Raw genomic sequence first — 23596 nt, 5'->3', positions numbered from 1 at the left:
AATGCCGCGCTTGACCCGGCAATCATTGCCCGGCTGGCGCCGGCATGATCTGCGGTAATTGCGAGTTATCGGCTGGTGCTGCGCCGCCATTTCCCGATACCGGCCCGAGCGAGGGCGCCACTTGCTCCACCTGGACAACCACGCGCTTCTGCGCCTCCTGGGCACCGACCATCAGGCCGGTGATGTGGCCGGCTTTCTCAGGGTCCATGGCGGCGATAATCGGCGACAGCTTGCGCGGGTTCATGTGGGTGGCAAGCTCCAGCAGCGTGGCGGTGTCGAGCTTGTCAAACACGGCGGCGGCGGCCTTTGGCTTCATGCTTTCGTAAAGCGACACCAGGGACGCCAGTTGCTCGTTCATAGCTGGTGCCGCCCCGGCCGGGGCCGGGGTCGCGGCTGCCGCCGTCGTCGGCGGCGCGGATGCCGGCTTGGAGGCGGGCGTCGAAGCCGGCGCGGGAGCGGGAGCCGCCGGGGCGCTTCCGCCGGTGGCTCCACCGAGCTGGGTTTCGATGGATTGCAGCTGATTCAGGCGATCGTTGAGGCGCTGTTCCGCCGCTTGCAGCAGCTTGGCGCGCAAATCGAGGTCTTGCGCCCGCTTGTCGAGCTCGTCACGCCGTACGCCCAGCCCCTCGAGGATAGCTCGTTCCGACGAGCCAATCGGCGGCGAATATTCCTTTGGCCGCTCTGTATAGACGTCGGTCTTCGCCTTGGCGCCATGCCCGCCTTCGGCAGGCGCGGCGTGTCCTCCCTGGGCCGGCGCGGCATCCGCGGCGGGAGCGGCTTGGTGACCACCGGCGTCGGCCGGCTTTGCATCCGCCGGCGCGGCATGGCCGGCATCGGCCGGCTTGGCATCCGTCGGCGCGGCCCCATTGCCACCCGACCCGGCCGGCTTAGCGTCGGCAGGCGCTGCGGTCTTCGTGGCATCGGCTGCCGGCGCGGCCTCTCCGGCTGGTTTCCCATCGGCAGGCGCAGCACCATGGGAAGCGTCGGCCGCCGGTGCGGCCTCGTGAGTGGCACCCGCGGCCGGCGCGCCAGCCGGCGTGCCGCCGTGCCCTTCAGCCGGCGCTTCGCCATGCCCCGCCGCGGCCTTGTCCTGCGCGTCTTTCAGCTTCTTGTATTCCTCGGCGAGATCGACGGGCGCCGTCAGGCGGTCGACCGCCGACGTGTCGGCCCCAGCGGCGGCCGGAGCCGCTGCCTCACCATGACCAGCCGCCTCGGCGCCAGATGCAATCGCCGGATGCGGCCCCACCGCGAACGGCTCCACTCCCATCACGAAGCCGAGCACCTTCACGGCGAGCAACGCGGAAACAGCGATCAGCACCAGCGGGAGCAGGCGGATCCTTTTCACGCAGCGGCCTCCCGCTTGCCGCGCCGGAGAGCCGACAGACGCTCCGCGGCCGCCTCGGCCGCCGCCTTGAGGTTACGTGCCGAGCTTTCGCGCCCCACGGGCTCCACGTCGACATCCGGCATCGGTGTGAGCGCGCTGGTGCGCGCCGCGCCGACGATGGCTCCGATCCGCTTGATGATCTCATTGCCGGCGGTCAGCCGCTGATCCAGATCGCCGAGCAGCGTCTCGGCGGCCAACATGCGACCACCCACCGCCCGTTCGCACTCGGACGCCGTCGCCTTCAAGCCGAGAATCGCCCGCTCGGCGATCTCGGTGGCGGTGATCAGCTCGGAAATGGTGGCGCGCAATATCTCTTCGTCAGCCCTCAGCCGCGTCAGACGGCGGTTGAGAATGGCGCAATAGACGATGGTGAGCGCAAGAAGGATGGCAACGACGATCTCGATCGCCACGCCGAGATTGAGGCCGGAGGTCATGTGTTCTGCATCTCCTTCTGAACCGCGCGCTCGAAGGCCGCCAGCGTCATACGCGGCCGCTTAAGGTTCCTGTTGATCTTTACCGACACCTTATCACCGAGCCGGCCAATGTTACCTGAAGTGATGTGAACATCACCGCATTTGATGGCCACCGGGTCATCCGGCGACACGCCGAACAACAGCGTCTGCCCCACCTCAAGGTCCATCACCATGGAAAGCGGCAGCTCTTCCTCGACCAGCACGGCATCGACTTCGATGTCGGCATTGTAGATCTCGGTCGCGAGGTGACCTTCCCAGATATTGTCGCGACCGAACTTCTCGCCCATGATCATCTGCAACAGAAGATTGCGGATGGGCTCGATGGTGGCGTAGGGAAGCAGCATCTCGACGATGCCGCCTCGATCTTCCATGTCGACGCGGAACTGGATGAGAATGCAGGCGTTGGCCGGACGTGAGATCGGTGCGAAGCGCGGGTTGGTCTCGAGGCGCTCCAGCGTGAAGTTGATCTGGGTGAGCGGCGCGAAGGCCTTCTCGCAGTCGGCGAGCAAGAGATCGATCATCCGCCGCACGAGGTTCATTTCGATCGTCGTGTACGGCCGCCCCTCGACGCGGATCGCCGAGGTGCCGCGACCACCGCCCAGCAGCACGTCGATGATCGAGTAGATCAGCGAGCTGTCGACCGTCATCAGGCCGTAGTTGTCCCACTGCTCTGCCTTCACCACCGCCAGGATGGCCGGTAGTGGAATGGAATTGAGATAATCGCCAAAACGCACCGACGAGATACCGTCGAGCGACACCTCGACATTGTCCGACGTGAAATTGCGCAATGTCGTCGTCGTCTCGCGCACGAAGCGGTCGAAGACGATCTCCAGCATCGGCAGGCGCTCATAGGAAACCAGCGCCGAGTTAACCAGCGAACGGATGCCGCTCTGATCGCTGGAGACGTGATCCTCGACATTGAAGCCGAGCAGATTGTCGATTTCTTCCTGGTTGAGCACGCGATCAGCGCCACGGCTCGTGGAATCGAGCTCGGCGTCGTTGTCATCGATCATCGCCGCCCACTGGGCAGCCACGGCGTCGGCATTCTCGACGCCCTGCTCTTCAAGCGCGGCGCCCCATTCGGCCGCGAGGTCGTCCATGTCTTCGCCGCTATCGGCCCGCTGTTCAGCCAGTGCCGCGCCCCAGTCCGCCGAGAGATCGTCGTCGTCGCCAGCCATGCTCGACATCCTTATTGCACGATCACATTCTTGAAGAGCACATCGTCGACGCGAGCCGGATAGACCGCGATGTTGACGCGCCGCTGCAGCTCTTCCTTCAGGCGGAACAAACCGGCCGAGCCCTGCAGGTCGGAGGCCCTAAGTTCGCGCATGTAGGTCTGGAAGGCATCAAGCACGCGCGGCAGGTTTGGCTTGATCACCTCGAGCATCTTCTCGTCACTGACCTCGAGAGCGATCTCCATCTTGACGAAAGTCGGCCGCTCGTCGGCGGTCGACAGATTGAGGATCATCATCGGCAGATCGTAGTAATAGGCATGCGGCTGAGATGCCGCCTCGACCGCCGCGACATCACTCACCGCCGGTGTTGCCGGCGTACCACCCGTCAGAAAGAAGGCAGCGCCACCACCGACCAGCAGCACGGCCACGGCCGCGCCGCCGATGATGATCAGCTTCTTCTTTGAAGAGGAACCGCCAGCCTCGCCGCCTTCCGGTTCGCCGTCTGCTTTCGGGGTCTTGGCCATGGCCTCTGGCGCCTGCTCCGGAATCGGGGAAAGCTGAACGCTTCCACCGGAAAGCTATGGGTCGGCCCCTGTTAAGCGACAACGATTCTTTGCCGACACCCACAGCCCTTTCACTAGCGGTCAGGATAGTTAACGATTGGTTGATAATTAGTTAACGCCCCGGCAAATGTTGCCGCTTCCAGCTGCCGGTCGGCAAGAAACGCCAGGACCGGTCAGCCGGGAATATTCATTAACGCATTGTTATTAATACAATATTTAGTTGGCACGTTCCCTGCGATACCTATTTCGGACAGCGACGCTGGGGAGCGTGACGCCGCCCGATTAGGACTTGGGAACGATTTGCCATGCAGAATGCAACTCTGGTGGCGTTGTCGGGTCAGGTTGCGCTGAGGCGCAAGCTGGACGTCATCGCCAACAACGTAGCCAACATGGACACCGCCGGCTTCAAGCGCGTTTCGCTCGATTTCGAGCAAACCACAATGCCGAAGGCGTCAGCCAGTCTATTTGCCCGCCGCGACCGCGACAATCAGTTCGTTCGCGAGCTCGCCACCGTGCATGACTTCTCAGCCGGATCGGTCGAGACGACGGGCAACGATCTCGATGTGGCCATTGAGGGCGAGAACGGCTTCTTCGTCGTCAAAACACCGGCCGGCGACCGCTACACACGCGCCGGCGATTTTGCCCTCGACAACACTGGCCGCCTCGTGACCTCAGATGGCAAGCCGGTACTCGCCGATGGCGGCGAAGTGACCTTCGGGTCCGACGAAACTAATATTTCCATCGCCCATGACGGAACGATTTCCACCAGCGCCGGGCTGAAGGGCAAGCTGCGCATCGCCGACTTCCCCGACACCACGGTCCTCTCCAAGGACGGCGGAAACCTTTATTCGGCCAGCGTAGCGCCACAGGCGCCCGCCTACGTCCGCGTCCGCCAGGGCTCCCTCGAGAAATCCAATGTTTCGAGCGTCCAGGAGCTTACCGCCATGATGGACGTTCAGCGCGCCTACGAGCGCATCACCAACATGGTCAAGCAACAGAACGACCTCAGCTCCAAGGCGATCGAGCGCCTCGGTTCCGTCAACGCCTGATCGATTTTTGCTCTAGGGAGCGCCCGCAATGAAAGCCCTTACCATCGCCGCCACCGGCATGAAGGCCCAGGAGACCAACGTCTCCGTCATCTCCAACAACATCGCCAACATGCGCACCACGGGCTACAAGAGCCAGCGCGCCAATTTCCAGGATCTATTGTACCAGACGCTGCGCCGTCAGGGTTCGAACACGTCCGATTCCGGCACGCAGGTACCCGCTGGCGTTCAGCTCGGCTCGGGTGTCCGCGTCGTTGGGACGCCGCGCAACATGACCCAGGGCGACCCGGAGTCCACCGGCAACGACAAGGATATCGCCATCCGTGGTGATGGTTTCTTCCAGATCACCCTCCCCGATGGCCGCGCCGCCTATACCCGCGACGGCTCCTTCGAACTCGACTCCACCGGCACGCTGGTGACCGCCGACGGCTACACTGTGAACCCGGCCATCACGGTGCCGAACAACGCCAGCGATCTCACCATTTCCAATACCGGCCAGGTGCAGGCCAAGATCGGCAACGCCAACACCGCGACAGTGCTCGGCCAGATTCAGCTCGCCCGCTTCGTCAACAAGAACGGCCTGGACTCGATGGGCGACAACCTGTTCCTCGAGACAGCTTCGAGCGGCACCGCCCAGACCGGCAACCCCGGGGATGCCGGCTACGGCACGCTGCTGCAGAATTATCTCGAGTCCTCGAACGTCGAGTCGGTGAACGAACTGTCGTCGCTGATCTCGGCGCAGCGTGCCTATGAGATGAACTCCCGCATCATCACGGCCGCCGACGAAATGTCGCAGACAACCGCCAGCCTCGGTAAGTGAGAACCGCCATGATGCGCGCCCTCCTTCTCCGGATCTTCCTCGCCGCGGCCCTCGCGAGCTTGGCAGCCGGCTTCATTGCCACCCATCAGGCGTCCGCCGCCGAACTCAGGCAGCGCGTCGAGATCAATGGCTCCATCGTCACCCTGGGCGACCTGTTCGACGGCGCCGGCGATCTCGCCGACCGGGCCGTATTCAGAGCCCCGGAACTCGGCGTCACCGGAGCTCTGCCAGCCACCGCCGCGGTCAAGGCCGCCGAAGCCGCCGGCCTTGCCGTCGATCGTCTACCGACCTTCACCAACGTTACCGTCGTCCGCCGCGCCGTCATGGTCGACGCGACCACCATCAAGGCCCTTGTCGCCGCCGCCGCCGCCACCCGCCTCGGCGTCGCGGCCGACAACATCGACATCGCCTTCGACGGAATGATCGCTCCGGTTACCGCCGCGGCCAGCGCCGCCACACCGGCCATTCTCTCCGACTTTCTTGTTCAGCCAGAATCCGGCCGCTTCAACGCCACCGTCGCCATCGACCTTGGTGGCGACGAGCGGACGCTGACGGTCACCGGCCGCGCCGTGGAGACCATGGCCGTCCCGGTTCTCAGCCGACCGATTGACCGCCGCGACGTCATCCACGCGTCCGACGTTACCATCGTCCGCATCGACAAGCGGCGTGTGCCCGGCTCGACTGCGATCGACACCAACGAGCTCATCGACATGGCCGCCAAGCGCCCCCTCCGAGCCGGCGAGCTCATCGCCACCGCCGACATCGAACCGCCCCGTATCATCCTGCGCGGCGACCTGGTCACGCTACAGTATTCCCGCCCCGGCCTGACGCTCAGCGCTCGCGGCCGCGCCCTCGGCGACGGCGCCAAGGGCGACCTCGTCTCCGTGCTGAACGAACAGTCCAAGCGCACCATCCAGGGCGTTGTCACCAGTGCCGGCACCGTCGAGGTGACCGCGTCGAGCGGCCCGTCCGTCTTGAAGACGGCGATGAACTGAGGATCGTAAGATGCGTTTGCCCAATGTCCTCGCCATCACCCTCGTCGGCACCGGCCTCGCCGCCTGCGGCAGCACCATGGATCGCCTGTCGCAGGTTGGCCAGACACCCAAGTTGTCGGCGATCGAGAACCCCACCGCTCAGGCCGGCTACAAGCCGGTGCAGATGCCCATGCCCAGCGTGCAGCCTATGGCCTACAGCCCCAACTCGTTGTGGCAGTCCGGCTCGCGTACCTTTTTCAAGGACCAGCGCGCCCGTAACATCGGCGACATTCTCACCGTCAAGGTAGAGATTTCCGATAAGGCAGCCTTCGACAACTCAACCGAGCGGACGCGCAAGTCGAGCGACTCGACCGGCGTCGGCGGCGCGGTCGGCACGGCGATCGATAAAATCGTCCTGCCCGCCGGCATGTCGTCGAGTGATCTTGCCTCCACGGACGGCGCGTCCTCCTACAAGGGCACAGGCACGATCGACCGGTCGGAAAGCTTGTCGACCAACGTCGCCGCCGTGGTGACCCAGCTTCTGCCTAACGGCAATCTCGTCATCGAAGGTCGTCAGGAAGTACGCGTCAATTACGAGATCCGCGAACTTGTGGTGGCAGGTGTCGTCCGCCCGGAAGACATCGCATCCGACAACACCATTGAGAGCACCAAGATCGCGGAAGCCCGCATCTCCTACGGTGGCCGTGGTCAGATCTCCGACGTGCAACAGCCCCGCAGCGGCCAGCAGGTGCTCGATATCCTCCTGCCATTCTGACCGGAGCCTGGGGAATTTCCTGAACTGAAAAATCCCCAGGTGAAGACAAGCCCGAACGGGCACAGGCCGGTCAGGCCGCAACACCGAAATCCTGGCCTTTCAGGTTTTCGAGACGAACACCAGAGATCGGCTCGCGCTCCCCAAGCATCCCAAGCGAGCCGTGTCGCCGAAGGGCCGCTCCCCAATTGGCCCGAAGCGATCCCGCCGGCCCCTTCCCAAAGTCCAGGCCGGCTTTCCCGAGCGGCGCGACCTCCCCTTCCCAAGTCATTCCGGGAGGTCGCGCCCAAGCGGAACCTCCGATCAGAAAGCATCCGATGCCGGCGCCGAAAAACCGGCAAACGAAAAGGGGCGCCTCGAGAGCGCCCCTTTCATCATGTTTTGGGAACAGGTGGTTCTGTCACTCGTCGCGATAAACCTTCTCGCGCCGCTCATGCCGCTCCTGCGCCTCGATCGACAGCGTGGCGATAGGGCGAGCGTCGAGACGCTTCAGCGAGATTGGTTCGCCGGTCTCCTCGCAATAGCCGTAGGAGCCATCCTCGATCCGCTTGATGGCCGACTCGATCTTGGAGATCAGCTTGCGCTGGCGGTCACGCGCACGGAGTTCAATCGACCTGTCGGTTTCCGACGACGCACGGTCGGCGATATCCGGCAGATTGGTGTTCTCGTTCTGAAGATTTACGAGGGTCTCCTTGCTCTCGCGGAGGATATCCTCCTTCCACTGAAGCAGTTTGCGCCGGAAGTATTCGCGCTGGCGATCATTCATGAACGGCTCGTCGTCGGACGGCCGGTAGTCATCCGCAAGCTCAATCGACATCGACGGTCCTCACATACCACGAAGGCGGGCGGAATATAGCTATCTGCCCCTCGCCCTACAACGGCAAATGCAAGAAAATCACCAAACCTTGTAGGGTTGGCGTTTACCAATACATATCAATCGATTAAGCGGCCTCCCGCCGTTTCAGCGGCGAGCGAAGGACTCAATTCCGGAAATAGCCGAGCTTGGCAAGCTCTACTTCCGCCCTGAGCGCGATGTCCTCCATAAGGCCATCGAGCCGCGGATCGCCGGTCGGCTCCGTCTCGTCGAGCAGGTTGAGAATGCGAGCGATCGCCTCGCCCGACATCTGCCCCGACAAGAGACCAATGCGGATTTCGTCGAGCTTGTCCAGAAGGTCGCGCCCCCGTTTCACCGCCTTGCGCTTCTTGCGTGGCGCGTCGGCATCGACCGACTGCAGGGCGATCAACGCATCGAGCCCGGCAAGCGCATGAGTAGCGGTCGCGGTAGACGTTTTCGGCGCGTCGCCTTCCCCTTCGGATGGGAGCGAGAACCCCGATCCATCGGTTCGCTTCGTCGACGACCCCGAGGAGACACCCCCGAGGCGGTTCGGACCCTGAATGCGCATCAATCGTTCCCTGAGGCTGACCCGGCAGTTTCGACACGGCAAGGTTACCGCTTCCGGGCCCACCCGGCAAGAAATGCCGGCCATAAAGCGCAAACCGTGATCGCCCATTTGGCGGAGCACAAAATAATATTTTCATATCAGCACCTTAACCAAATTGGCCCTTGGCAAAGTCTTGGCATGCCGATTGCGAAAACACTGTTGGGAAGCCGTGTCGGGAAACACGGGGATGATGACAATGCGATTTAGGATTCTCGGCGCGCTAGGCGCCCTCATGTTCGTCCTGATGGGCGCCGAAGCGGCGATCGCCGCTTCGCGCATCAAGGATATCGTCAATGTCGAGGGGGTTCGCGAGAACCAGCTCATCGGCTACGGCCTCGTTGTCGGCTTGCAAGGCACCGGCGACAGCCTGAACAACTCGCCTTTCACCAAGCAGAGCCTCCAGGCGATGCTCGAACGGCTCGGCGTCAACGTCCGCGACGCCACCATGCGCACCGCCAACACCGCGGCGGTCATGGTCACGGCCAAACTGCCGGCCTTTGCTGCCCAAGGTACGGCCATTGACGTGTCGGTCAGCGCGCTCGGCGATGCCAAGAATCTCCAGGGCGGCCAGTTGCTGGTGACGCCGCTCATGGGCGCCGATGGCGAGGTTTACGCCATTGGCCAGGGGGCGATCGCCGTCGGCGGCTTCGACATCCAGGGCGACGCCGCCAAGATTTCCCGCGGCGTGCCCACGCAAGGCCGCATCAGCAACGGCGCCGTCATCGAGCGCGAGCTGCAATTCAAGCTGACCGACCTCAGCACCGTCCGCCTGTCCCTGCGCAACCCTGACTTCACCACGTCACGCCGCATCGCGCTTGCCATCAACGATCTCTACGGATCGCCAGTAGCAGAGCCGACCGACCCGGCGACGGTCCGCTTGTCGATGCCCCCCAAGTTCAGGGGCAATATCGTCGACCTGCTGACCGACGTCGAACAGTTGATTGTCGAGCCCGACCTACCGGCCAAGGTGGTGGTGGACGAGGCAACGGGCATCATCGTCATGGGCCAGGAAGTGCGCGTGTCGACGGTCGCCGTCGCCCAAGGCAATCTGACGGTGATGATCACCGAAAGTCCTCAGGTGTCGCAGCCAGGGCCATTGTCCAGCGGCCAGACCGTCGTAACGCCTCAGACGCAGATCCAAGTGGCGGACGGCAAGGAACACAAGCTCGCCGTCGTCCGTTCGGGCGTGACCTTGCAGGAGCTGGTCGACGGGCTCAATGCCCTTGGCCTCGGTCCTCGCGACCTCATTTCCATCCTGCAGGCGATCAAGGCGGCCGGCGCGCTACAAGCCAACGTGGAGGTGATGTGATGGAGACCAGCAGCCTCTCCTCCGCCGCTTCGGCCTTCGCCTCCAAGGCCTACTCCGGCATGGACAAGGACGCCGTCTCCAAGAAGGCGCACGCCGTCGCCGAGGATTTCGAGTCCGTCTATGTCGCCGACGCCTTCAAGTCCATGTTCAAGGACGTCTCCGTCGACCCCCTGAACGGCAAGTCGGACAGCTCCAACGAGACTTGGCGCGACATGCTGCTCGACCAGTATGCGAAGGATTTCGTCAAGAAGGGCGGCCTAGGCATTGCCGACGGCATAGCGTCCGAACTGATCAAGATACAAGAAGGGCACGCCGGATGAGCATCGCGCTGCAGGATAACCGCCCGAAGCTCATCACGAGCCCGGAGATCGCCGGCAAGCTTGTTGAAAAGCTAAGCAATGCCATGGAGGACCTGCTGGTCCTGCTTCGCGAGGAAACGGCTCTGGTCAAGGCCGGCAAGCTTCGGCTGGCTGGCGAACTGGCCATGGACAAGGAAGAGAAGGCGGCCCTCTATACCCGCCTTATGCTGGCCGCCCGCGACGAGATCGAGACGCTCAAGGCTTATATGCCGGACGAGACGGCCGCCCTCCTCAAGCGTCATGAATTGTTCCGCTCGGAAGTGCAGATCAACCTGGCCGTTCTCGACACCGCCCGCGACGTCGCCGAGGACATCCTGCGCACCGTTGCGACCGAAGTCGGCAGAGCCGAGGCACCCGCCGTCTATGGCCGCAGCGGCCACACGCAGCCCCCCTACCTCATGGGCGCGCGCGGCGTCGCCGTCAACCGCAGCCTCTGATCGACCGTCCCGCTTGTTTACTCCGCCGCGGTGGGACTTGGTGCCCGCATGGAGAAGTGATGCCTGAGTGTCTGCATCGGCTGCGCGATAAAGCGGTAGGACAGCTCGGCGGCTCCAAAGGAAAAGACAAGACCGCAAGCAAGGAAGATGAGGCGCTCCGCACCGCTCGTCGGCGGCACATCGCCGAAGACGTAGCCCGACAGGAACAGGTACTCGAAGTGCCAGAGATAGGCGCCGTAGGACAGTACGCCGAGCCGGCGGAACAGCGATGACTCCAGGATGGACATGGTCCAGTCCCAAGCCGCTGAGCGATAGATCGCCGTGAATACCAACAGCAACGCCACGCCCTGGATGGAGTAACGGATCGTCTCGCGGAAGACATCCCCCCGGACCAGGAGCGTCAGCAGCAGCAGAAGACCACCGGCTAGCCCCACGGCCATCCCCTTGCCACGAGACAGCTCCCACGCCCGCTGGCAGAGAAAGGCAAGAGCGGCACCGTAAGCGATGGAGTCGAACCGCGCCTCCGAGGCCAGATATGTATAAGGATGCTGGGCCAACACGTCGACGTGCCCGCCAAGCACCAGGAAAAGGCGATAGGCGAGCCCCAGGATGAACACCGAGGCAAAGAATACCCTCGCCCGTGCAGAGCTGGTCAGCAGGAAGGCGAAGATCGCCGGGAAGGTAATGTAATAGTGCTCCTCGACCGACAGCGACCACAGCTGCGGCCAGGCGAGCGAAAATGCCCCACCATGATTTTCCAGCCAGAAGACGAAGTAATTGGTCGTGTAGGTGAACGCGGCCACGATTTCACCGATGCCGAGCGGGTGCCCAAGCAGCGCGCGATAAAAGCCGGAGACGACGACCAGTCCCGTAAGTTCGGGCAATAGACGCAGAAAGCGCCGTATGTAGAAGTTGCGGATCGAAATCGAGCCGAACTTGTTTCTCTCGCTGAGCAGCAACGAGGTGATCAGAAAGCCGGAGATGAAGAAGAATATCGTCACCCCGAGGCCGCCCGGCACGATGCGGTCGTAACCGAAATGGGCGACGAGAACGAGCAGGACGGCGATGGCGCGGAAGCCGTCAAGGCCGGGTATGTATTTCACGTCCTGAAAATTCACCCGCATCTGCCCAGCTCCGCAATGGCGTGGACGCCATCCCGACCGAAAGGCGGCGATGACGGACCGTTTCTACCATCGTTTGGGTGAGTACTCGGTTAACCCGGCGCGGAATTGAACCATGCCCCGCTCTCGATGACACGAGATGCGGCAACGACTCCAAGTGCGAATATGGGGTCCCGTTGCCTCGCCAAAAGCAATCGGATCGGGCGGCCTCTACGCGTCGATACGGATTGTCAATATTTCCACGGCCGGAGGTGTCATTCCTTCGCTGTTTGTTAAGACTCCTCCCCTTATCTGAGCCGGCCGGAGGGGCGTCAGGCATTACTCCAGACACATTTCGAGCAACCGAGAAAACCTGCGGAAAACGCCGGATCGGTAAAACTTTAACTATTCCATAAATACCGTCTTCAATTTCCCATGTTACAGTCTTTTTCAGGCGAACCCTTTGGGATTTGCGGAAAAGGACGTGGGTTATGGATATCGGCAGCGTGAGACCGGGAGTACCGGGCCTAAGCGTGCCGGTGCCTAGAGCGCCGGCGGCCGCGGGACAGGCGGCAAGCACCGACCTGCCCGTCGAATCGGCGGTCAGCAAATCGAGTGAGACGGCCAACTCCGGCAACGATACGCGCGGCAACGCCGATCAGTCGGCCCTCTATACGTCCAATCTGCGTTCCACCGTCACCGTCGACAAGGAAGCCGACACCATCGTCTATCGGCAGATAGACGATATAACGGGAAGCGTCGTCACCCAGATCCCCGACGAAAGCCGCTTGCGCATCAGGGCAATGATTAATGCTTGGACCGAAACCATGCATGGATCGACGAGTTCAGTGAGCACCCTCGCCTGACGGCGGCTGTGCCTCTAGAGCTCCCCTACCGACCAACTGCTTTTGTATGTCCGAGCATTCCCTAGAATGACAAAAGGCGCCTCACAGGGCGCCTTTTCGCTTTATAGCAATCAACACACTCACCCTATTCGTCATCACCCTGCCCGCGCAGCCCCTGGGCCAGCGAACGATTGATGGTGATGAGCGACGACAATTTCTCGGGCGACGGATCGCCCATGATCTCGAGAGTCCGCTTTAGAACGAACACAGTGAGGTTGCCGACGTTTTCCTTGATTTCCAACGGCAGAGGATTGCTCTCGTCGGTCGCCGATGTGCCAAGAATCGTCCAGAGCTTGCGGTTGAAGGCCAGGGCTTCGGCCACGGCTTCGGCTTCATACGACCAGTTGTCCTTGAAGGACTGCAACTGAGCCGCCGCCTTGAGCAACAGATGCGCTTCAAGTTCGCGCGGACCCAACGTTGTCTGGACCCGCTGGTACGCCGACGCTCCATAACCGTTCATCGAGCAAACACTCCCCAGTGCATTCTAGCCCGCTGCCCAATCAGGCGACCTCGGGCACATCGTTCTTCCATCCGGTCAGAAGACCACGCGGCCCCTTGCCAGACGATACCGTTTTATCGCGCGTTTTGGTGTCCGAAGCTCTGACTGCCATAGATCGGCCGTCGATACATTTAAACACCCGGCACGGTTAACAACAGGTTTCTCCAAAGCAACTTGTAATCAAACGAAGTTAACAACAAGGAACTAACATCGAGCATAGAAACAAAAGTCCGAAACAAACGCAAAGAAAAAGGCGGACCAACCGGCCCGCCTTGTCGTTTCTCCCAAGCTCCAGAACGGGTCTCAGCGGAGCAGCTGGAGCACGTTCTGGTCGGCCTGGTTGGCCATGGAAAGTGACGAGGTCGCCAGCGATTGGCGGGTCTGCAGTGCCACCATGTTGGCCGCTTCCTCGTTCATGTCGGCGAGGGTCAAGTTGCTGGCACCCGTCTGCAGGGTATTCATCATCTTTTTGGTGAAGTCCTGACGGTTCTCGACGACCGACAGGTTAGAACCGAAAGTCGAAGCCTGGGAACGGACCGTGCTTATGGCCGACTTCACGTTATCCAGAAGGGAATCGATGCTATCGTCCGAGTCGAGACTTTTCGCCTGAAGTGTCGTCGGTAGACCTAGAGTGGTCGTATCGACCGACTTGCCACCCTCGACCTGAATGTCGATCGATGAGGTTCCGGTCTCGTTGAAGGTGATCTTCAGCTTGTCGCCGCGCAGCAGGTTGATACCGTTGAACGAGGCGTCGTCGGCCAGTTTGTCGAGCTGATCGCGCAGGGTATTGAACTGATCGGCAAGGCCGGAACGAACCGAGTTGCCATCAATAGTGGTGCTGGACGTATTCGTTCCGATGACTTGGTTCGACGAGTTGGTACCACCGACGGTCAGATCCTGCGTGGACAGGTTCTGGATGCGCAGTTTGCCGTTGTCGTTCGAGGCCTTGATCGCCGTGTTGTAGGTCGTCGAGTTGTTGATGTTGGCAACAAGTTCGTCGGTCGTGTAGCTCAGCGAAAGGTTGTTCTGCTGTGACGAGGCACCGAACAGTTCGCCATCGACGCCGCCCATGCTGAGCGCGCCAGCGTCCGTCGTGATGGCACGAATGCCAAGCTTGCCGCCATTGTCATAGGCTTGGAACTTCGATCCAGCTGTCTTCAATGCGATGTTCGTGTTGGCGATCGCGGTGGTCAAATTAACGCCAGTCGTGGCGTTGAGACTGACCGCTGTGCCGTTGACCGTGAACGCCAGATTGCCATCGGAACCGCGAGTTGAAGTTGACACACCGAAAATACTGCTCGCAGCCGATCCGGAGACGGCAAACGAAGCGTCTTCGTTATTGGCGGCGGTCAGCACAATTTCGTTGCTGCCGTTCACCGTCGCGGTCAGCTTGCCACTAAGCGATGTCGACGAAAGGGCGGTATTGATCTTACCTGCCAGCGTCGTACCCGCACCGACACCCAGGGTCGTCGCGGAGATATTAAGCGCGACCGTCGTGCCACCGTAAGTGAGGTTCAGCGTACCGGCCGTGTTGCCGCCGGTGTCGATGTTGTTGCCACCAGTGTAGGTGGCCGCGCTTGCTGCGGGCGCGGCATAGGCACCGCCCAACATCGTCGAGATATATCCGGACCCCGTGGTCGTCAGACCAACGTTCGTAGTACCCGTGAAGGCGCCGCCAGAAAGAGCCAGCTGGCTGGTCGCACCGGAGTTCGGATCAAGGTTCGACAGAGAATACGACGTCGTCTGGAAAGTCTTGTCCTGACGCGCCTGACGCAGCGTCGACTGCATCGACTCCAGCGTCTTGGTGATGGAAGTTAGGCCGTTGTCGGCCGCATCCAGCGTCTTGACGCCATTGTTCATCGAGTCGAGGAGTGAATCGAGCTCATTGGCGCGCGAATTTAGCGAAGACGCCGTGAAGAAGTTGGAGGGATTGTCGAGGGCGGTGTTGACCTTGTTGCCGGTCGACAGTCGATTTTGCGTCGTTGCCATCTGCTTAGCGGTGTTCTGCAGAGACAGAAGATTCTGTCGCACGGCCTTGGTCAGATTGATGTCGCTCATTTCTGCATCCCATTTCCTTGGGGCTGACGGGTTTCTTGCAACCCGAAAACGAACTGGACCTGACCGTCGACCATCCATGTATGGCGGACGCGGCGGTACCTTCTCAGATGCAAGTTAACACCCGACATGGTTAACAAAAAGTTTCCGAGTGGCAGTTTGCAACAATCCAGAATTAATCTGGATAAACCATTGTTAACCCTGGGAAACAATCCGTGCCGAAACGAAGCAGCTCGATGGCTTGTGTTTCTCCATGCTTCTCAGGCGTCATTCAGCCAAAGTCGTCCGACAATGGCCAGCGATGAGCGACAAGCCATTGAACCGTATGGACATATTTCCAAGCCAAAACGACATGGCATAGCGACCGGCGAGGAATCCTCCCCGCCGCCGGATAGAACAAATTGTTAAGAAATGGAATCGAGGCCGCGTTAACCGGCGGCAAATTGGCCAGAAGGGGCTGAGCGCAGATACAAGCCCGCATACAAAGAAGGGGCGGGCCTTCTGGCCCGCCCCTCTTTTGTCTTTTGATTCGGACCGACTGGCCTCAGCGGAGCAGCTGAAGCACGTTCTGGTCGGCCTGGTTGGCCATGGAGAGCGAGGAGGTCGCCAGGGACTGGCGAGTCTGCAGCGCCACCATGTTGGCCGCTTCCTGGTTCATGTCGGCGAGCGTCAGGTTACCGGCACCAGTCTCCAGGGTGTTGATCATGTTCTTGGAGAAGTCCTGGCGGTTCTGCACGACCGACAGGTTCGAACCGAAGGCTGAAGACTGCGAGCGAACCGTGCTGATGGCCGTCTTCACCTGAGTCAGCGTACTGTCGATGGAGTCGTCCGAGTCCAGGTCCTTAGCGGTCAGCGTGGTCGGCACACCAAGGCTGGTCGAGTCGACCGACTTGCCGTCCTTGGCCAGAATGTCGATCGACGAGGTGCCGGTCTCGTTGAAGGTGATCGACAGCTTGTCGCCGCGCAGCAGGTTGATACCGTTGAAGGAGGCGTCGTCGGCCAGCTTGTCGAGCTGATCGCGCAGCTCATTGAACTGGTCGGCCAAACCGGAGCGAACAGAGTTGCCCTTGATCGTCGTGCTGGCAGTGGCCGTGCCTATGATCTGGTTCGACGAGTTCGTACCACCGACGGTCAGATCCTGCGTCGACAGGTTCTGGATGCGCAGCTTGCCGTTGTCGTTCGAGGCCTTGATCTTGGTGTTGAAGGTCGTCGAGTTGTTGACGTTGGCAACCAGTTCATCGGTCGTGTAACTCAGCGACAGGTTGGTCGCCGACGACGTCGCGCCGAACAGCGCACCATCGTTGCCGCCGATGCTGAGGGTTCCAGCGTCAGTCGTGATGGCGCGAATACCGAGCTTGCCGCCTGTGGAGTAAGCTTGGAACTTCGAGTCGGCCGCCTTCAGGGCAACGTTCGTGTTGGCAACCGCAGTCGCCAGATCCGTTCCAGTCGTAGAGTCGAGACTGACTGCCGCGCCGTTGACGGTGAACGACAGCTTGCCATCGGAACCGCGAGCCGCCGTAGGCGAGGCGCCGAAGATGGGGGTCGCGGCCGAGCCGGAGACGGCGAACGAAGCGTCTTCGTTATTGGCAGCGGTCAGCACGATCTGCTTGCTGGCATTCACGGTGGCGGTCAGCTTACCAGCGAGCGCCGTGGCGCCGAGCGCAGTGTTTATCTTGCCGGCAAGTGTCGTGCCGGCACCGACGGCGGCGGTGGTTGCCGTCATGTCGAGCGAGACCGAGGTGCCACCATAGGTCAAGTTCAGCGTACCAGCCGTGTTACCACCTGCATCGATATCGACGGTACCGGTCTCGGTGGCAGCGCTCGCGGCTGGGGCAGCATAGGTGGCGCTCATCGCACCGATGTCGCCGGTCCCGGTCTTGGTCAGGGCAAGATTGGTCGTGCCCGTGAATCCACCACCCGAAAGAGCCAGCTGACTGGTCGCGCCGGAGTTCGGATCGAGGTTCGACATGGAATAAGAGTTCGTCTCGAACGTCTTGTCCTGACGCGCCTGACGCAGGGTTGACTGCATCGATTCCAGCGTCTTGGTGATCGACGTCAGACCGTTGTCGGCGGCTTCCATCGTCTTGACGCCATTCGCCATCGAGTCCATCAGATTGCCGAGATCGCTGGCACGCGAATTCAGCGAGGACGCGGTGAAGAAGTTGGAGGGATTGTCGAGGGCGGTGTTGACCTTGTTACCGGTCGACAGCTTGTTCTGCGTCTTCGCCATCATCGAGGCGGTGCCCTGCAGCGAGAGCAGGTTCTGACGGACGGCAGAGGTAAGGTTGATGTCAGACATTTTTACATCCCATTCCTTGGGTGAACTCATCTTCCCCTTCTGAGGAAGTGGGCCGAACCTAGCGCCGAGGTGTTGCCGAGCCGTTAACGCATTGGTTCAAATGCCATCTTGGCCAGCAGATTCCCAATGAGCACTACTTTAGTTGCATAGGGCTCCCATCGCAGGCCACCTGAATAGTTAACGGTCAAAAACATCGAAATCGGTCGGTTTTTCGGGGTCTTCGTGGCTTTTCTTCGATCTGCGAACAGCTATTCTTAACGAATTGGGCGCTATGATTCTCAAAATGCAACGGGTCGCCCCAACAGGCATCCATCAGAGGCACGCGGATGGTCGACATTTCCCTCTCGCAATCGCTGCGCAGCACTGTCGCAACGCTCAATAGGGTCAGCGATGAATCCGCCGCGTCAAGCCAGCGCCTGACCTCGGGCGTCAAAGTCCAGACCGCGCTCGACGATCCCAGCACTTACATTTCGGCCAAGAGCCTGTCGCTGCACGCCGCCGCGCTCGACAAGTATCTCGAGCGCCTTGATCAGGGGCTTGGCGTCATCGACGCCGCCAACAATGGCCTGACCTCGATCACCGACAGCATCAATACCCTGAAGGGCATCGTCACGCGCGCGGCCTCCAGCAAGGACGCTTTCAGCCGGGCCGACCTTGCCAAGGAATACAACGACGTTCTCGACAAGATCGTCGATACCGCCAAGGATTCCTCCTATAGCGGCAAGAACCTGCTGCTCGGCGACGGCAACGACCTGACGCTCTATCTTTCCGCCGACCAGAACGAGTCCGTCACGATCAATGCGGTGGACTTCACCGACCTGCTCAACACGCTAGGCCTCAAGAAGCTCGATGAAGGCAAACTCGCCACCTACGAGACAAAACTGACCGATGGCGGCTCGCCGGCCAATCCTCTCAAGACCACCAGCAAACTGACCCAGTCCGCCCAATACGCGGTTGGCGATCAGATTGCCGTCAAGGATTCAACGGGAACGATCATCAGCTCGCTGACCGTTTCCGCCGATACGACGGTCGGCGATCTCGTTACGGCTTTCTCCCTGCCCGACAAAGGTCTGCGCGCCACGTTCGGCAGTGACGGCGTGCTGACCCTTGAGGCGGCCGACAAGCTTTCCATCGACAACACGCACACATCCAATGTCGCGACATCGGCGGGATCGCCCCCGTCGGCTTCATCGACCCTGACCGACGGTGGACTGCCAGCAACAGCGACCAGTCTCTTGACCGCGACCGGCCAATACAAGGCGGGCGATGTCATTTCCATCCGCCAGGGCAGCACGGTGGTGGGTTCGCTGACGGTTGGAGCCGCCACAACGGTGGGCGATCTCGTCAACGCCCTCAATATTCCCGCCAGCAATCTGAGCGCGTCGCTCGACGCCGCCGGCGTGCTGACGACCGACTCAGCTTCCGCTGCCTTCACGATCGACAAAGCGAGTACCTCGACCTATGCCGACCTGACGACGGGCAGTGCCTCGTCCTGGGTGAAGCGGACGGACGCCGAGACCAGTCAGCAGACCGTCACCGACGCCCGTCACGCCAACGAAAAACACGCCACCAATATCGGCATCGGCCTGACATTGCTGAAGAGCCGCGCCAATTATGTTAGCAGCTTCTCGGACGTTCTGAGCTCGACAGCGGAATCGATGCGTGCCTCGGACAAGGACGAGGAGGCGGCCATCATGCTGGCGCTCAATACCCAGCAGCAGCTGGCCATCAGCTCGTTCTCGATCACCCAGACAGCCGATAACGGCATCCTCCGCCTGCTCGGCGGCGGAAACAGCTGACACCCTGACAGGATTTGGCACGATGACCCTCAAGGTTGAACTGAAGCCCGGCGAACGCATCATCATCGGCGAGTCGATGATCACCAACGATGATCAGCGTACGCGCCTCTACATCGAGGGCAACGCCCCGATCCTTCGCGAGAAGGATATCCTGACCGTCGATTCGGCCAACACACCGGCCAAGCGAATCTACCTCGCCGTACAGCTCATGTACCTGTCGCAAGAGGTCACCAAGTTCCAGGACAACTATTTCTCGCTGATCCATGACATCATGCTGGCGGCGCCGAGCACCATCCCCTTCGTGGCCAAGATCAGCAACTACATGATCGCCGATCAGCTCTACAAGGCGCTGAAGGAAGCCCGCGCATTGATCGATCATGAAAAGAAGATCTTTGCCGCCCTGAATTCGGCATCGGCCGAGGGAAAATAGCCGGCGGGCTCGTCAGTTCAGAGCAGAGCACAATGCGACAATGCCGCCGATCGGGTCCGATCGGCGGCATTCGTTTAACAAGGCCAAAACGGCAAGGCGCAAACCGCCGTTACTTCATGTAGTTGAGCAGGCTGAGGTTGTTGAGCATCATCGACGTCGTGTAGCTCGCTTCCATGCGGGTCTGCAGCGTCAGGATCTGCGCGGTCAGATCTTCCTTGTTGATACCCTCGACGCCGTCGAGCATCACCTGCAGCGTCGTCTTGGAATTGGTCTGGCGGTCGGCCGCGCTCTTGGCGACGTTGCCGGACACCGCGATCTCCGTATGGATGTCGGTCGGCTTTTGGCTGCCATCGGCAAAGGCGAGGACGCCGTCGACCCGCGAAGCCAGCGCCGTATAGCGAGACTTCTCCACCTGAAGGTTCTTCTGCCGCTCGGCATCCGTGGTGGCATTGGTGTCGCCCAGGGTGCCGGCCTTGGGATCGAACTCGGCGATGGTCATGACGGCGAGCGAACGCACGGTTTGCGCATAGGCGGTCTCGTTGGCCCGAACGCCGTAACCGACGGTGATGTTGCTGTCGACGCGCGCCGTCACATCGTTGCGCGGCGAAGTGGAGGTGTCGGTCGGGTCGATCGCCGCGTTATAGCCGGCATACCACGACACGGTATCGGTGTCGGTGCCGTCGCGCAGGCCGGTGGCGGTGGCCAACTGGCTGTTGTCGGTCGGATCGGTCACGTTGACCCGCTGCGGCTTGGCGCCGCCGGCCGTATCGAAAAACGTATCCCCCGCGCGCATCATCGAAGCGGCCTGGAAGGTGGTCTTGGTCTCGGTCTGGAGGCTATCGGTGAGCCTGGTCTTGAAATTGGCAGCGGTCGCCGCGATGTCGACGGTGGGTGGCGTAGTGCTGGTATCCTGAGCGATGGTGAACTGACCATCGCCCGGCGGGCTGGTCAGCGTCCCGGCCAATTTCACCGTCGATTTCGTCCCGTCGGGATTTGTCAGCTCGAGCGAGACGCTGTCACCGGCTTGCAAGCCAGCGCCAAACTGAACTCCGTAGGAGGTGGTGACCGTATTGCCGGCGCTATCCGTGCCGGTCGTCGGCGTCAGCTTGATATGCGTGGCATCGGTCGTCGACGCCGAAGCGCTGGAAATCTTGTAACCGAACTCGGATGACACCGACGCTGGAGTGGTGGTGGCGCCCTGACGCGTGATGGTGACGGTGTCGCCGGCAACAGTCCCCGTCGCGGTACCAAGGTCGAGACGGCCGAGCTTGTTGGTGCCGAGATCGGCCGTGTAGCGCTCCTTGACCACTTGCTGCAGACCGTACTTGTTGTCCGTGCCGTAGAGCATGTCGTTGGCGCTGACCACAGGCTTGGTATCGGTGGTCTTGCCGGACATCAGATAACGGCCGTCGGCCTCCGAGTTGAGCAGGCCGATCACTTCATTGAGGGCGATCTTGGCGCCCTTTTGGCCGGTGGTGGTGCCGGTGGAATCGATGTTGTAGGTGTTCGGATCGATAGCGGCGGAGGCCTCGCTCGGAATGTCTTCGAGCCGGCTCATCGACTTATCGAGCAAGGAAATGCGCATGTTCAGAACGTCGGTGTTCTGAAGATAGCCGCTGATTTCCGAAATCTTCGATCGGAAAGTGATGGACTGCGTGCGCCCCGAACCGAGCGTGCCGTAGGTATCCGCTTTCTGCCCGGTGGAGAGCTGGCGCTGCATATCCTCGAGCTGCTGCCGCATGGTCGACAGAAGCGACATGTTCGAACCGACGAGCACGCTGTTGATCGACATGGCATCCTACCCATAACGTAACTTCGACGACGCCTGGCGCCGCCAATTTCCTACTGGAACGCGTTCATCAGCGTGTCCATCAGCTCCTGCGCCACCGAAAGCACCCGGGCGTTGGCCGAATAGGACGTCTGTAGCTGGATGAGCGACGCAAGCTCGGTGTCGAGGTCGACGGAGCGGCTATTGTCGTAGCGCTCCTTGAGGTTGGAGGTGACCACCGACTGGCCGTCGGCCACATTCTGCGCGTCCTCGACCAGGGCACCCTGGGTGTTGACGACCTGCGACAGCAGCCCCTCGAAGGTGCCGGTGAACGGGGTCGTCGACGAGCCGATGCCGATCGAGGAGGAATAGGAATAGACGCGGCTATCGAGCGCATCGAGGATCGCCTGCGGCCGCGTGCCATCGCCCGATAAGGTACCGCTGCTGTATTTCACCGTCAGCGAGGGATCGGCCACCACCTTGGGATTGACCGAGATGCGCCCTGCGAGGCCGGTAATGTTGTCAGTGCCGTTGTTCAGGCCGGAGTAGGCCTTGCCGGTAGAGCCGTCGATGAACAGCGGATAGGCTTGGTAGCCCCCCTGCTCGCTCGACGAGATCTCGCCGCTGACACTGTTGATGGTGCCATGACTGGCCGCCACCGTCGATGCCGCGAGGGTCATCGTGGAGGTGGAGCCCGATGTGACGACCCCCCCGGAGAAATCGGTGCTGCCGGTGGCGGCGTTGAGCGCGTTGGCGATCTGGGTGCCGACGTCGGTGGCGCTGGAAAGATCGATCCCGACGACCGTATCGCCCGGCTCGGGGGTGAAGCCATTGCCGGGGGCTGTGCCACCGTTATAGGCGACGAAGGTGATCGAGCTCGTGGTGCCGGAAGCATTGGTATATCCGACCTTGAGGGTATTACCCTCGGTAAGCCCGGAGATATCCATCGTGTAGCCGGCGGTGGTGGCTGTGGTGGCGGTGGTCCCGGAGGCTTGCCGCGTCGATGTGGCCTTCGACAGGGTCGCGGCAATGGTATCGAGCTGGGCCTGGGCGTCGACCAGAGTATCGTCGCGCAACTCCTTGTAAGCGGCGATCTTGCCCGAGCGAATGGAGCCGCTCTTGAACAGATCGACGCCGGAACCGGAACCGGAACTGATGCGGATGGTGCCGAGCGAACGCTGGGTATCGTCAGTGGAATAAACGCGCGAGGCGTCGACTACGCCCTGCTGGTCGAAGCTCAGCGTCACCGGCACGTCGTCGTAGAGCTGGGTGCCGTCGGTCAGCGAGATGGCGACGGCGCCACCGGGCTGGTCGGTGACGTGGATGTCCATGTATTCGGACAGCTCGTCGATGGCCGCGTCCCGCTTGTCCTGCAAGCCAGCGGTGCTGTTGGTGCCGCCGGCGCCGACGGCGACCACCTGCTTGTCGAGATCGGCAATGGTCGATAGCAGCGAGTTCACGCGGCTGACGGCATCGGAGATATTGGTTTCCGCCTCCTGGCGCAGCGACTGAACGTCGCTCGACAGCTGGTTGAGACGGGTGACGAGGGTCTGGGAGGCCGACACGGCGCTGCCCTGCGTCGCCGTATCGCTCGGCGTCGTCGCCAGTTTTTGCAGCGAGGTGGTGAAGGCGCTAAAGACCGAATTCAGCGAACTGCTGCTGTTGGGAGCGCCCCAGTAGCTGTCGAGCGCCGAGAGCGAAGTGACGCGCGTATCGGCATAGGCCGAGTTGGCCTGAGAGGTCCGCCACTGCTTCTGCACGAGAAGGTTGATCTCGCGCGTGACCTGACTGGCCTGGACACCATAGACCCGCCCACCGGCGACCTGCGGTGATGAGGACGACGTCTGGCGGCTGTAGCCGGTGCTCTTGGCATTGGCGATATTGGCCGACGTGACGCCCAACTGCTCTTGGGTCGTCCTGATGCCGGACAGGGCCGTGGAAAGGGCACTCGAAACAGGCATATCCGTCTCGCGGTCAGAGAACGTCT

The 23596-nt window shown here is 61.5% G+C and carries 22 protein-coding genes; 10 read left to right on the top strand and 12 right to left on the bottom strand.

Features of this window, described 5'->3' with window-relative positions; all coding sequences use genetic code 11:
* Positions 1-22 precede the first annotated feature (22 nt).
* From AB6N07_RS12775 to AB6N07_RS12760, 4 genes are read right to left on the bottom strand one after another with little or no spacing between them, the layout of a single operon-like run.
* The gene (locus tag AB6N07_RS12775; RefSeq protein WP_370673474.1) at positions 23-1345 is read right to left on the bottom strand and encodes a MotE family protein; all 1323 of its coding nucleotides are present in this window, start codon (positions 1343-1345) and stop codon (positions 23-25) included.
* Complete coding sequence (locus AB6N07_RS12770) at positions 1342-1818, bottom strand: DUF6468 domain-containing protein (protein WP_370673473.1); 477 nt, start codon at positions 1816-1818, stop codon at positions 1342-1344. The genes AB6N07_RS12775 and AB6N07_RS12770 overlap by 4 nt, the downstream gene beginning before the upstream one ends.
* A complete protein-coding gene (gene fliM, locus AB6N07_RS12765; protein WP_370673472.1) occupies positions 1815-3035 on the bottom strand; it encodes a flagellar motor switch protein FliM in 1221 nt (406 codons plus the stop codon). Before fliM ends, AB6N07_RS12770 begins: the two co-directional genes overlap by 4 nt.
* Positions 3036-3046: 11 nt before the next feature.
* The gene (locus AB6N07_RS12760; RefSeq protein WP_370673471.1) at positions 3047-3556 is read right to left on the bottom strand and encodes a flagellar basal body-associated FliL family protein; all 510 of its coding nucleotides are present in this window, start codon (positions 3554-3556) and stop codon (positions 3047-3049) included.
* Between the two features lie 344 nt (positions 3557-3900).
* Here AB6N07_RS12760 and flgF point away from each other — a divergent pair, with 344 nt between their 5' ends.
* Genes flgF through flgH form a run of 4 tightly spaced genes read left to right on the top strand, consistent with a single transcriptional unit; the run spans position 3901 to position 7210 of the window.
* Positions 3901-4644, top strand: a complete 744-nt coding sequence (flgF, locus tag AB6N07_RS12755) for a flagellar basal-body rod protein FlgF (protein WP_370673470.1) — start codon at positions 3901-3903, stop codon at positions 4642-4644.
* A gap of 28 nt (positions 4645-4672) precedes the next feature.
* Entirely contained in the window at positions 4673-5461 is a 789-nt protein-coding gene (flgG, locus tag AB6N07_RS12750) for a flagellar basal-body rod protein FlgG (RefSeq protein ID WP_370673469.1), read from the top strand.
* A gap of 8 nt (positions 5462-5469) precedes the next feature.
* Positions 5470-6456, top strand: coding sequence for a flagellar basal body P-ring formation chaperone FlgA (flgA, locus tag AB6N07_RS12745; RefSeq protein ID WP_370673468.1), 987 nt, complete (start codon positions 5470-5472; stop codon positions 6454-6456).
* 10 nt (positions 6457-6466) lie between these two features.
* Positions 6467-7210, top strand: a complete 744-nt coding sequence (gene flgH, locus AB6N07_RS12740) for a flagellar basal body L-ring protein FlgH (RefSeq protein ID WP_370673467.1) — start codon at positions 6467-6469, stop codon at positions 7208-7210.
* 397 nt (positions 7211-7607) lie between these two features.
* Here the strand turns inward: flgH and dksA are convergent, their stop codons facing one another.
* Positions 7608-8024: an RNA polymerase-binding protein DksA gene (gene dksA / locus AB6N07_RS12735; RefSeq protein ID WP_370673466.1), complete on the bottom strand. Its 417-nt coding sequence runs from the start codon at positions 8022-8024 to the stop codon at positions 7608-7610.
* Between the two features lie 163 nt (positions 8025-8187).
* Positions 8188-8610 carry a flagellar assembly protein FliX gene (locus tag AB6N07_RS12730; RefSeq protein ID WP_370673465.1) on the bottom strand — a complete coding sequence of 141 codons (423 nt, stop codon included), beginning with the start codon at positions 8608-8610 and terminating at the stop codon, positions 8188-8190.
* Between the two features lie 235 nt (positions 8611-8845).
* On the opposite strand from AB6N07_RS12730, the gene AB6N07_RS12725 reads away from it, so the two are divergent.
* Genes AB6N07_RS12725 through AB6N07_RS12715 form a run of 3 tightly spaced genes read left to right on the top strand, consistent with a single transcriptional unit; the run spans position 8846 to position 10754 of the window.
* A complete protein-coding gene (locus AB6N07_RS12725; protein WP_370673464.1) occupies positions 8846-9958 on the top strand; it encodes a flagellar basal body P-ring protein FlgI in 1113 nt (370 codons plus the stop codon).
* Positions 9958-10278 (top strand): rod-binding protein, encoded by a 321-nt coding sequence (locus AB6N07_RS12720; protein WP_370673463.1) that lies wholly within the window; start codon positions 9958-9960, stop codon positions 10276-10278. The genes AB6N07_RS12725 and AB6N07_RS12720 overlap by 1 nt, the downstream gene beginning before the upstream one ends.
* The gene (locus AB6N07_RS12715) at positions 10275-10754 is read left to right on the top strand and encodes a hypothetical protein (protein ID WP_370673462.1); all 480 of its coding nucleotides are present in this window, start codon (positions 10275-10277) and stop codon (positions 10752-10754) included. Before AB6N07_RS12720 ends, AB6N07_RS12715 begins: the two co-directional genes overlap by 4 nt.
* A gap of 17 nt (positions 10755-10771) precedes the next feature.
* On the opposite strand, the gene AB6N07_RS12710 is transcribed toward AB6N07_RS12715, so the two are convergent.
* Entirely contained in the window at positions 10772-11878 is a 1107-nt protein-coding gene (locus tag AB6N07_RS12710) for an acyltransferase family protein (RefSeq protein ID WP_370673461.1), read from the bottom strand.
* 467 nt (positions 11879-12345) lie between these two features.
* Between AB6N07_RS12710 and AB6N07_RS12705 the strand changes: the two genes are divergently transcribed.
* Positions 12346-12720 (top strand): hypothetical protein, encoded by a 375-nt coding sequence (locus AB6N07_RS12705; protein WP_370673460.1) that lies wholly within the window; start codon positions 12346-12348, stop codon positions 12718-12720.
* A gap of 124 nt (positions 12721-12844) precedes the next feature.
* Here AB6N07_RS12705 and flaF read toward each other — a convergent pair whose 3' ends face one another.
* The 3 genes from flaF to AB6N07_RS12690 all read right to left on the bottom strand — a co-directional run bounded on the left by flaF (position 12845) and on the right by AB6N07_RS12690 (position 17612).
* Complete coding sequence (gene flaF, locus AB6N07_RS12700; protein ID WP_370673459.1) at positions 12845-13219, bottom strand: flagellar biosynthesis regulator FlaF; 375 nt, start codon at positions 13217-13219, stop codon at positions 12845-12847.
* A 342-nt stretch (positions 13220-13561) separates the two neighbouring features.
* Positions 13562-15394, bottom strand: coding sequence for a flagellin (locus AB6N07_RS12695; protein ID WP_370673458.1), 1833 nt, complete (start codon positions 15392-15394; stop codon positions 13562-13564).
* 463 nt (positions 15395-15857) lie between these two features.
* A complete protein-coding gene (locus AB6N07_RS12690; protein WP_370673457.1) occupies positions 15858-17612 on the bottom strand; it encodes a flagellin in 1755 nt (584 codons plus the stop codon).
* Between the two features lie 326 nt (positions 17613-17938).
* Here AB6N07_RS12690 and AB6N07_RS12685 point away from each other — a divergent pair, with 326 nt between their 5' ends.
* Together AB6N07_RS12685 and flbT are read left to right on the top strand one after the other, a co-directional pair.
* Positions 17939-19411 carry a flagellin gene (locus AB6N07_RS12685; RefSeq protein ID WP_370678162.1) on the top strand — a complete coding sequence of 491 codons (1473 nt, stop codon included), beginning with the start codon at positions 17939-17941 and terminating at the stop codon, positions 19409-19411.
* A gap of 22 nt (positions 19412-19433) precedes the next feature.
* Positions 19434-19841, top strand: a complete 408-nt coding sequence (flbT, locus tag AB6N07_RS12680) for a flagellar biosynthesis repressor FlbT (protein WP_370678161.1) — start codon at positions 19434-19436, stop codon at positions 19839-19841.
* Positions 19842-19950: 109 nt separating this feature from the next.
* Here flbT and AB6N07_RS12675 read toward each other — a convergent pair whose 3' ends face one another.
* A complete protein-coding gene (locus tag AB6N07_RS12675; RefSeq protein ID WP_370678160.1) occupies positions 19951-21633 on the bottom strand; it encodes a hypothetical protein in 1683 nt (560 codons plus the stop codon).
* Between the two features lie 50 nt (positions 21634-21683).
* Complete coding sequence (flgK, locus tag AB6N07_RS12670; RefSeq protein WP_370678159.1) at positions 21684-23570, bottom strand: flagellar hook-associated protein FlgK; 1887 nt, start codon at positions 23568-23570, stop codon at positions 21684-21686.
* Positions 23571-23596: the final 26 nt, after the last annotated feature.

Origin of the sequence: Pleomorphomonas sp. PLEO (assembly GCF_041320595.1) — a bacterium.
Lineage (GTDB): Bacteria > Pseudomonadota > Alphaproteobacteria > Rhizobiales > Pleomorphomonadaceae > Pleomorphomonas.
This window is presented reverse-complemented; position numbering and strand designations above follow the sequence as displayed.

What these genes read in the sequence shown, in the direction of transcription:
- AB6N07_RS12770 (WP_370673473.1), bottom strand. Translation starts at nt 1,818, where the DNA reads ATGACCTCCGGCCTCAATCTCGGCGTGGCGATCGAGATCGTCGTTGCC.
- fliM (WP_370673472.1), bottom strand. Translation starts at nt 3,035, where the DNA reads ATGGCTGGCGACGACGACGATCTCTCGGCGGACTGGGGCGCGGCACTG.
- AB6N07_RS12760 (WP_370673471.1), bottom strand. Translation starts at nt 3,556, where the DNA reads ATGGCCAAGACCCCGAAAGCAGACGGCGAACCGGAAGGCGGCGAGGCT.
- flgF (WP_370673470.1), top strand. Translation starts at nt 3,901, where the DNA reads ATGCAGAATGCAACTCTGGTGGCGTTGTCGGGTCAGGTTGCGCTGAGG.
- flgG (WP_370673469.1), top strand. Translation starts at nt 4,673, where the DNA reads ATGAAAGCCCTTACCATCGCCGCCACCGGCATGAAGGCCCAGGAGACC.
- flgA (WP_370673468.1), top strand. Translation starts at nt 5,470, where the DNA reads ATGATGCGCGCCCTCCTTCTCCGGATCTTCCTCGCCGCGGCCCTCGCG.
- flgH (WP_370673467.1), top strand. Translation starts at nt 6,467, where the DNA reads ATGCGTTTGCCCAATGTCCTCGCCATCACCCTCGTCGGCACCGGCCTC.
- dksA (WP_370673466.1), bottom strand. Translation starts at nt 8,024, where the DNA reads ATGTCGATTGAGCTTGCGGATGACTACCGGCCGTCCGACGACGAGCCG.
- AB6N07_RS12730 (WP_370673465.1), bottom strand. Translation starts at nt 8,610, where the DNA reads ATGCGCATTCAGGGTCCGAACCGCCTCGGGGGTGTCTCCTCGGGGTCG.
- AB6N07_RS12725 (WP_370673464.1), top strand. Translation starts at nt 8,846, where the DNA reads ATGCGATTTAGGATTCTCGGCGCGCTAGGCGCCCTCATGTTCGTCCTG.
- AB6N07_RS12720 (WP_370673463.1), top strand. Translation starts at nt 9,958, where the DNA reads ATGGAGACCAGCAGCCTCTCCTCCGCCGCTTCGGCCTTCGCCTCCAAG.
- AB6N07_RS12715 (WP_370673462.1), top strand. Translation starts at nt 10,275, where the DNA reads ATGAGCATCGCGCTGCAGGATAACCGCCCGAAGCTCATCACGAGCCCG.
- AB6N07_RS12710 (WP_370673461.1), bottom strand. Translation starts at nt 11,878, where the DNA reads ATGCGGGTGAATTTTCAGGACGTGAAATACATACCCGGCCTTGACGGC.
- AB6N07_RS12705 (WP_370673460.1), top strand. Translation starts at nt 12,346, where the DNA reads ATGGATATCGGCAGCGTGAGACCGGGAGTACCGGGCCTAAGCGTGCCG.
- flaF (WP_370673459.1), bottom strand. Translation starts at nt 13,219, where the DNA reads ATGAACGGTTATGGAGCGTCGGCGTACCAGCGGGTCCAGACAACGTTG.
- AB6N07_RS12695 (WP_370673458.1), bottom strand. Translation starts at nt 15,394, where the DNA reads ATGGATGGTCGACGGTCAGGTCCAGTTCGTTTTCGGGTTGCAAGAAAC.
- AB6N07_RS12690 (WP_370673457.1), bottom strand. Translation starts at nt 17,612, where the DNA reads ATGTCTGACATCAACCTTACCTCTGCCGTCCGTCAGAACCTGCTCTCG.
- AB6N07_RS12685 (WP_370678162.1), top strand. Translation starts at nt 17,939, where the DNA reads ATGGTCGACATTTCCCTCTCGCAATCGCTGCGCAGCACTGTCGCAACG.
- flbT (WP_370678161.1), top strand. Translation starts at nt 19,434, where the DNA reads ATGACCCTCAAGGTTGAACTGAAGCCCGGCGAACGCATCATCATCGGC.
- AB6N07_RS12675 (WP_370678160.1), bottom strand. Translation starts at nt 21,633, where the DNA reads ATGTCGATCAACAGCGTGCTCGTCGGTTCGAACATGTCGCTTCTGTCG.
- flgK (WP_370678159.1), bottom strand. Translation starts at nt 23,570, where the DNA reads ATGCCTGTTTCGAGTGCCCTTTCCACGGCCCTGTCCGGCATCAGGACG.